This is a genomic window from Wolbachia pipientis, from assembly GCF_023661085.1.
Lineage (GTDB): Bacteria > Pseudomonadota > Alphaproteobacteria > Rickettsiales > Anaplasmataceae > Wolbachia.
Map to the genome: position 1 here is coordinate 1 of NZ_JAHDJT010000058.1, position 7947 is coordinate 7947.

Consider the following 7947-nt stretch of genomic DNA (forward strand, 5'->3'; position numbering starts at 1 on the left):
TGTTATTTTATCATGAAAAATTTTTACTTCCGCAGAGTAAGCAGTAGAGTTATAATGCGGGCAACAGGCAAACCTCTGTGCTAAGTTTTAGTTAATATGCACGCTATGGATATTGAAAAAGTTGTTCTTAAGATGTTGCATTTTACTTTTGTTTCAGCTATAAGGTTGCTTTAAGTTGAACTTTCAACATTTTTGTACTATTTACGTTTAAGATAATGATTTTGAAATTTTTTGGGGGCACTTCATGAAACAATCTACCTACACTAGAACTGCTCTAGCTTCTTTATTGACTTTATGTTCTTTCGGCGGTTTTGCTGCTGACTTTTCTGATGAAAGTATAAAAAAGCAAGAGAGCGCAGTAACTTCTGGAAAAATGGAAGTTATGAAAACATCAAATAAAGAACTAAAAGAGAAAATGGACAGGATATGTAATGCTGATTCAAAAAAGAAAGCTGAAGAGCTTAAGAAAAAAGAAGAGCTGAAGCTAACGGCTAAGAAAAAGAGAAAAGAGGAGCTAGCTGAGAAAAAGAAAAAAGAGGAAGCAAAGCTAGCGGTCGACAAGAAAAAAGAGGAGGCAAAACTAGCAAATGGGAAAAAAGCAAAAACTCTCAATGCTAAGAACTCTAATATAGAAGGTTCAAAAACTAAGAGTTCTAAAACTCAGAAAGCTAAAATTGAGACTAAAGCTGTTAACAAAAGCATAGAGGAAAAAGGCAAAGCCAGTCCTGTTGTCTCAGTTGGTGGCGTTGATATTATTGACACTAACCAAGGAGCAAATGGCTTGAGAATCACTTTCGGTGGCGTTGTTGATGCTCAAGGTTATGGTAAAGCAGGGCCAAGCGGTGAGGAATATAAACCTTATAACGTTATGCCTGGCAGGTCTGAAAGTTATTACGGTAATATTGAGGATCAGAGAAAAGGAGCGAATCCAATATTTCCTCAGGGGATAGGAAATATCGGTGATTATAGTGAAAACATGGGTATGATTTCAGATGCAATATTGCACTTAAGAGCTGAAAACAAAAATGAAGATTTAGGTCTTCTCTACGGTGCTGATGTACAATTCCACGTTCCAGTGACAGAGGGCAAAGGAGCTTCACAAGGTGTGAATGCTACAAGAGGCAGGAGTGCACATGTGTTTTTGAATTCAAAATATGGTGATCTGAAACTTGGCTACCAGTTTGGTCCTGAAGCTCTGATGAGACTTGATGCAACGAGAATTGCAACTGTTGATGGAGCTGCAGATAGTGACTGGTTCAGAAAGGTGAACTTAGAAGGAAGTGCTGCAAGCTTTCCATTTTATGTAACACCACGTCTTTACACTGAAAGCTTCTCAAGTGAAAGTGAAAAGCTCTCTTTCCGCATGGCTGGAAAATACAACAAAGATGTTCTGACTACACTACCGTTTAGAATTGCTTACTACTCGCCAAATTATATGGGTGCAAGATTTGGTATGAGCTACTCACCTCGCTATGATAGTAGTTTGTTTGTTGTAAAAGAAAATAATAGCATGAGACACGTTGGCCCAGGCTATGAACACATAGTAAGTGCTGGTGCATCATATGAATATGACTTTAGTAAAAACAACATAAAAGTCAAAACTTCTGTGGTTGGTGAATATGGTAAAGCAAAAGAGCCAAATAAAGATAAGCATCTTTATAGAGAATTTGTGGAATACAATGACCTGATGGGTGTTAACTTGGGTATAAGCGCTGACTATAAGATCAACGAAGATCAAGGCGTGAAGCTTGCTGCCTCCTTCGCATATTTGGGTAAATCTGGTCAACCGAAGGGCATTAAAAAATTAGGTAGTGATGGTAAATACACCAAAATTGTTGGTGGTGACACTACTGATGATGGCAAAAGAGTGAAAGGCTTAGAAGATCAGTTTGTAGGAGATGATAAAAACACCATGTATTGGACTGCGGGTGCTGGCTATCAATATGAGAGCTTCTACACGAGCTTGACATATTTTGGCAGTAAAATGAGTGATGGAGATAGGCTTCACGACGTTGCACTTGGTGTTCAGTACGACCTCTCTCCTGCTTGCAGTAAGAGCAAACTTGTTCCTTATGCAGCCCTTCATTACTTTACAACTGATGAGAAGCAAGCTAATAGTTATAAGATTACGAAAGCAAATAGTACAGATGTAGCACATTCTAACAAAGGAGTTCTCTTCCTCACTGGCGTGAAGTTTTCTTTCTAGTTGGCTAACATACACCACAATTGAGTGTGGTGTATGTCTTGTCTGTTGAAGCTAAGTGTTTATTTGTTGATCAAATCAATAGAGGATGTCATCCCTGTGCTCAGACACTGGGATCCAGGAAAGTTTGCTTGTAAGCAAGCAAACTAGTATAAAAGTAAGCTAGCTTACGCTAAAAAATGTTTTCAGTGAGATTGCAGAAGGGCTGGATTCCAGTGCCTAGACACTGGAATGATACCTTATCTATTGGCCGTTTTCAAATTCAATCAATTAAATAGGAGGCTTTTATGCAAACCACGTTAAAAAACCATTTAGCTGGAGAGTTACTTACAATTGCTACATGCTGGAAATTAACTCTTGCAGGTGGAAAAGTAATGGGATTCACTGATTATGATGAAGATTTAAATATTGATAACATACTCTACAAATCTTCAAGTGGATTTACAGCCAGTAGCATAATATTAAACAGCGACTTAAAGACTGACAACCTAGAAATTGAGGGAATATTAAATAGCGATGACATTAAAGAAGAAGATGTCTTATCGGGAAAGTATGACTTCGCAAACATTGAAGTATTTCTTGTGAATTATAAGGATTTGAGCCAGGGAACGATGAATCTGCACTTGGGAGCTTTTGGTAAAGTAACTTTAAATAACGGGAGATTTGTTGTTGAAACTAGAGGGCTCGCGACAGAGGTTGAGAGGAGCGTAGCAGAATTATATTCACCTGTATGCAGAGCACAATTTTGCGATGGTAGGTGTAAAGCCGATGCTAAAAAGTTCAGTAAAGTAAGCACGATTACTAAAGTAATAGATGAAAGAAGATTCGAAGACACTAATTTAACTGAGGGCGATGGATATTATAAGCACGGAGTAGTGAAATTCTTTGATTCAGCAACACACGCGGCATTTGAAGGTATAGTGAAGGAACACAGAAATAAAGTAGTTACATTGTTTACTTCGCCTCCATACCAAATTTCTGCTGGGGATAAGTATTCGATACTCGCAGGTTGCGATAAAACATTTTCAACTTGTAAAAATAAATTTCACAATGCTGTAAATTTTCGCGGTGAACCCTGTGTACCTGGTTTTCATAGCTAAACTTGCTCAGCAGCACAATTTTGAATATTATAAGTAATGTGGAAAGGTGGCTGAGTGGCCTAAAGCACACGCTTGGAAAGCGTGCACATATGAAAATATGTCGGGGGTTCGAATCCCCCCTTTTCCGTATCATATGCATGCAAGAACAAAAACATGAAAAACATAATGCTAATTGGTGGTGGAGTTGGAAATGCAGTATTGTTTTCAATAGGAAAGGCCTGTCTTGAAAATAACAATAAGGTTTTATACTTTGCTGGCTATAGGAAATTAAATGATGTATTTAAACAAGCGCTGATAGAGCATGCATCAAGTGCGGTAGTTTGGGCATGCGAAGAAGGATTAATAAAAACAAACAGGGATCAAGACAAATCTTTTCATGGGAGTATAGTTGATGCAATAATCTCTTATCAAAGGGGAATATTAGGCGATACTACGATTAATTTAGACGCTATAGACAAAATTATCACTATCGGTTCTGATAAAATGATGAAGGCCGTAAATGAAGCGAGAAAAACAATTTTAAGACCATATTTGAAATCGGGCCACATGGCAATATCATCGGTTAATTCGCCTATGCAGTGTATGATGAAAGAAATCTGCGCCCAGTGTGTGCAGCGGCATATAAATACGAAAACAGGAGAAGAGAATTATGTATATAGTTGCAGCAATCAAGACCAGGATATGGAGCTTGTTGACTTTGATTTTTTGAGTGAGCGCTTAAAACAAAATAGCTTACAGGAAAAACTCACTGCAAAATGGATAGACCATGTTCGAAGATATTAAACAACAAAAAAAGAAAATAAGAGAGCAATATAGGGCTATAAGAAAAAATATTGATGAGAGCTACGCAGCAAATTCTCTTGTTAACCTCTTCAATCCAGAACTTAAGTTACATTAAAGGCAAAACAATTGCAGCTTACATTCCAATTGATGGAGAGATAAATGTTATACCTTTGATGCATAATTTGCTCAATTTAGGCTATAAAGTGGCAATTCCTGATGAAAACAAGCCACTGAGGTTTAAGGAGTGGAACAAAACAGGTAAAAATATAATCCCCGACACGATTATCACTCCAGTTATTGCTTTTGATGATCATCTTAATAGATTGGGTTTTGGTGGTGGTTGGTATGATGCGGTAATAAAAGAACTGCGGCCACTTGGCACAATATTTATAGGTGTAGCTTATGAAAAACAATATTGCAAAAATCTGCCAGTAGAAGGACACGATCAAAAATTAGATATCATAATCACTGAGACACGTGTTAGGTGTAGGTAGTGGCTCTTCTAAAATCTTTAAAATATCAGTTGCACAGTAAACCCGATCTCTCTTTCCCTCGGAAGTTTGTGAAACAATGCCTAAATCTTCAAGTTTCATGATTGCTCTTTGGGCTGTTGTAAATGCAACACCTAAGTTTTCAACTATTCTCTTTATAGTAAAGTAAGGGTTTACAGCTAAATATCTTATAATATCACTCGCAACTCCTTCGGTTTTAGAACTTTGCCAATCTGTAATTAAATTGTTAATTTGTTCTGCCCTTGATAATACGTCCAACGATTGCAACGCTACACCATTTAAGAAATAAGAGAACCAATTATGCCACGTACCTTTGCTGCTTATATTGTAAAGTTGTGTATAGTACTCACTTTGCATAGCTTCGAAAAATGCGCTTAGATATAACAAAGGCGATGATAATAACTTTCTTTCGATAAAGAGTAATGTTATGAGTAGACGTCCAATACGCCCATTACCGTCCAAGAACGGGTGAATTGCCTCAAATTGATAATGGCATAAAGCTATGTGTATGAGTGGGGGTAGTGTCCTGTCATGTAGGAACTTTTCAAAAGAATACAGGCAATCCATCAGCTCGTCTGGTGTTGGTGGCACATATTTTGCTGAGTTTATTGTACACCCTGGAACTCCAATCCAGTTCTGCACCCGGCGAAATTCTCCTGGGGTTGCATGAGAGCCTCTCACGCCTTGCATTAGCATCCCGTGAATTTCTTTAATCAACTGAAGCGACAGAGGAAGGGACTTTAGGCGTTCTAGTCCATACTCGAGCGCTGATATATAATTGCGTACTTCTTGTAAATCATCGGGGTCACGATCTACATTAGCACCTGCTTCTTGAGCCAAAACTTCACCGAGAGTTGCTTGAGTTCCCTCGATTCTACTTGAAAGCACTGCTTCACGTGCTGCAAAGGGTGCTATGAGAAGGTGAGGATTAGGCAATTTAGCTCCTTCTCTGGATAACATACCCAAAATATGATCTGCTCTGGAAAGGCTTTTGACTAAAGCATTGTCCCATTCAAATTTTGGTGGCAAGGGATTGGGTATAAATGCCTGATAACCAGCAAGTGTATTGATGACCTTACCTGATGGTGATTCTTTAATATCCATTCATTCGACTCCAGCACACCATATTTTTATAGTATATATTATTTTCAAAAAAGTAAAAAATGAAAATAAGGCTTTATCTTATTTGCGTGGGTGAAAATAAAAAAAACTCTTATTTTCGATTCTGTATAAAAATGAAAATAAGGCTTTATCTTATTTGCGTGGGTGAAAATAAGAAACCTCCTTATTTTCGATTTTTGCAAAAATGAAAATAAGGCTTATCTTAACGGTGATAGATTTCTTGCATTATGGTAAGAAATTTCAAAAGCAGGCTATGCAAGAGATCTAATGATGCGGTAGATGTCATTTAAGTAGCTTGACACTAGAATCCAGTTTTCTTTACAATCCCCTTCGTGAAAGAACAAAAATGCTTATTTGTCACTATAGCCGGTTTACCAAATGCTGGGAAGTCTACGCTGATTAACAGCATTGTAGGTAAGAAGATTGCAATTGTTACTCCCACAGTGCAGACAACAAGGACGCAAATAAGGGGTATTGCAATACACGGTGACACACAAATTATTTTTACTGATTCTCCGGGGATATTTTCGGCAGAAACGAAACTTGAGAAAACTCTAGTCAAATCTGCATGGTCAGCAATCAGGGGTGATGACATCACTTTGTTGCTGGTTGATGTGAGCAATTATTTAAAAAATATAGAGAGAATCAAAACTATATTTGCGCGGCTGCAGCGCACAAAAGGCAGATGCATTTTGGTTATCAATAAGATTGATCTGGTAAAAAAACCTGAGTTAAAGATGGCGTATGGACATCTGAATTTACTTTATAGGTTTGAAAGAATTTTCACAATATCCGCATTAAAGAGTGATGGACTTTCTGATTTGATAAGTTATTTATCTGAAGTTGCACCAGTGGGTCCTTGGTTTTATAGAGAAGATCAAATAACCGATTCCTCAACGAGTTTTTTATCAGCGGAAATTACGAGGGAAAAATTATTCTTGAATTTGCGTGAAGAATTGCCATATTCTATAGCTGTCATAACTGAACAAATTCAGGAGAAAAAAGATAGGAGTTTAATCATAAAACAGGTCATATTTGTGCTGAGGGATAGCCACAAGAAAATAGTACTAGGAAAAGATGGCAGTAACATTAAAAAAATTGGCATCGAGGCACGTGTTGAGCTGGAGAAGTTGTTCGAGTGTAAAGTTCACCTGTTTTTATTCGTGAAAGTGCAGCATTGGACTGACCGTCCTGAGGAGTATATAAGCGATGCTTAATTCTTTACTGGTATTTGATATTGAAACTATACCAGATATAAACCCCTGCAAAAATTTACTCAATATTTGTGATGATAGTAGTATAGAAGAGAAAAGAGACGCGTTAACAAAATATCACCTCGAGATAACAAACGGACAAAACCCTTTTCTTCGTCAGCCTTTCCACCAAATTGTAGTTATCAGTTTTTTACTCTGCAATATAAGCTGCAGAAATGGTTATGAGGTGTTTACACTACAGGAAATTAGGTCTGGCGGTACACTAAATTCTAGTGAAAAAGAGCTATTGAAGGGATTTTTCAATTATATGTCGGAAAAAAGACCAAGGTTAGTCTCATTTAATGGGCGTGCTTTTGATATACCAGTGTTGAAGTACCGTGCTATGGTTCATGGCATTCAAGCAGAATATTTTCATAAAGCTGGTGATAAGTGGAATAGCTATAATCAAAGATACAGTAGTAATTGGCATTGCGATTTACTTGAATCCCTCTCTGATTTTGGAGCCTCCGCGAGAGTAAAAATGAACGAAGTTTGTGCAGCGCTTAATCTTCCTGGTAAAATTGGGGTTGATGGGTCGCAAGTTATGGGTTTATATGATAGCGGCAAAATGCAAGAGATTCGAGAGTATTGCGAAACAGACGTAATTAACACTTACTTAATTTACTTGAGATTTGTGCACCATCAAGGAAGAATCACTACCGAGAGCTACAACAAAAGTGTGGAAGAGCTACTTTTAGAATGCGAAAAAAAAGCACATCTAAAAAAATTTAAAGAAGAATGGAAAATAACTTGTGGCGGAAAGTTTTATATTTGAATCTAGAGGACTGGAATGCCCCCTGTGTTATCCGAGTAGCCTTTCCTTGTCATCCAAGTGCCTCCTTTTCTTGTCATTCCAGCGCGTGACGCTGGGATCTAGGATACTACTTTAGTAATAAATATTTAAGAAATTTACCAAACGGAGAAAAAAGACAATAAAACCCCGAGGTAGCTAGTTATTCCACTCTCTATTTTAA

6 protein-coding genes, 1 tRNA gene and 1 pseudogene are annotated in these 7947 nt (G+C 37.6%); 7 read left to right on the forward strand and 1 reads right to left on the reverse strand.

Going from position 1 to position 7947, the window contains the following annotated elements; genetic code table 11:
• Positions 1-244 precede the first annotated feature (244 nt).
• The 5 genes and pseudogenes from DM84_RS03335 to DM84_RS03355 all read left to right on the forward strand — a co-directional run bounded on the left by DM84_RS03335 (position 245) and on the right by DM84_RS03355 (position 4580).
• The gene (locus DM84_RS03335; protein WP_250778329.1) at positions 245-2206 is read left to right on the forward strand and encodes a WD0745 family porin; all 1962 of its coding nucleotides are present in this window, start codon (positions 245-247) and stop codon (positions 2204-2206) included.
• A 284-nt stretch (positions 2207-2490) separates the two neighbouring features.
• Positions 2491-3303, forward strand: coding sequence for a DUF2163 domain-containing protein (locus tag DM84_RS03340; protein ID WP_250778330.1), 813 nt, complete (start codon positions 2491-2493; stop codon positions 3301-3303).
• Positions 3304-3343: 40 nt separating this feature from the next.
• A tRNA-Ser gene (locus DM84_RS03345) sits at positions 3344-3430 on the forward strand.
• A 26-nt stretch (positions 3431-3456) separates the two neighbouring features.
• A complete protein-coding gene (locus tag DM84_RS03350) occupies positions 3457-4086 on the forward strand; it encodes a ferredoxin reductase domain-containing protein (RefSeq protein ID WP_250778331.1) in 630 nt (209 codons plus the stop codon).
• Positions 4070-4580, forward strand: a pseudogene (locus DM84_RS03355) (5-formyltetrahydrofolate cyclo-ligase). Before DM84_RS03350 ends, DM84_RS03355 begins: the two are co-directional and overlap by 17 nt.
• On the opposite strand, the gene DM84_RS03360 reads toward DM84_RS03355, so the two are convergent.
• A complete protein-coding gene (locus DM84_RS03360) occupies positions 4539-5702 on the reverse strand; it encodes a Fic family protein (RefSeq protein WP_250778333.1) in 1164 nt (387 codons plus the stop codon). The pseudogene DM84_RS03355 and the gene DM84_RS03360 sit on opposite strands and share 42 nt — an antisense overlap.
• Positions 5703-6052: 350 nt before the next feature.
• On the opposite strand from DM84_RS03360, the gene era reads away from it, so the two are divergent.
• On the forward strand, positions 6053-6937 hold the full coding sequence (era, locus tag DM84_RS03365; RefSeq protein WP_250778334.1) for a GTPase Era: 885 nt from the start codon (positions 6053-6055) through the stop codon (positions 6935-6937).
• The gene (locus DM84_RS03370; RefSeq protein ID WP_250778335.1) at positions 6930-7748 is read left to right on the forward strand and encodes a 3'-5' exonuclease; all 819 of its coding nucleotides are present in this window, start codon (positions 6930-6932) and stop codon (positions 7746-7748) included. The genes era and DM84_RS03370 overlap by 8 nt, the downstream gene beginning before the upstream one ends.
• Positions 7749-7947: the final 199 nt, after the last annotated feature.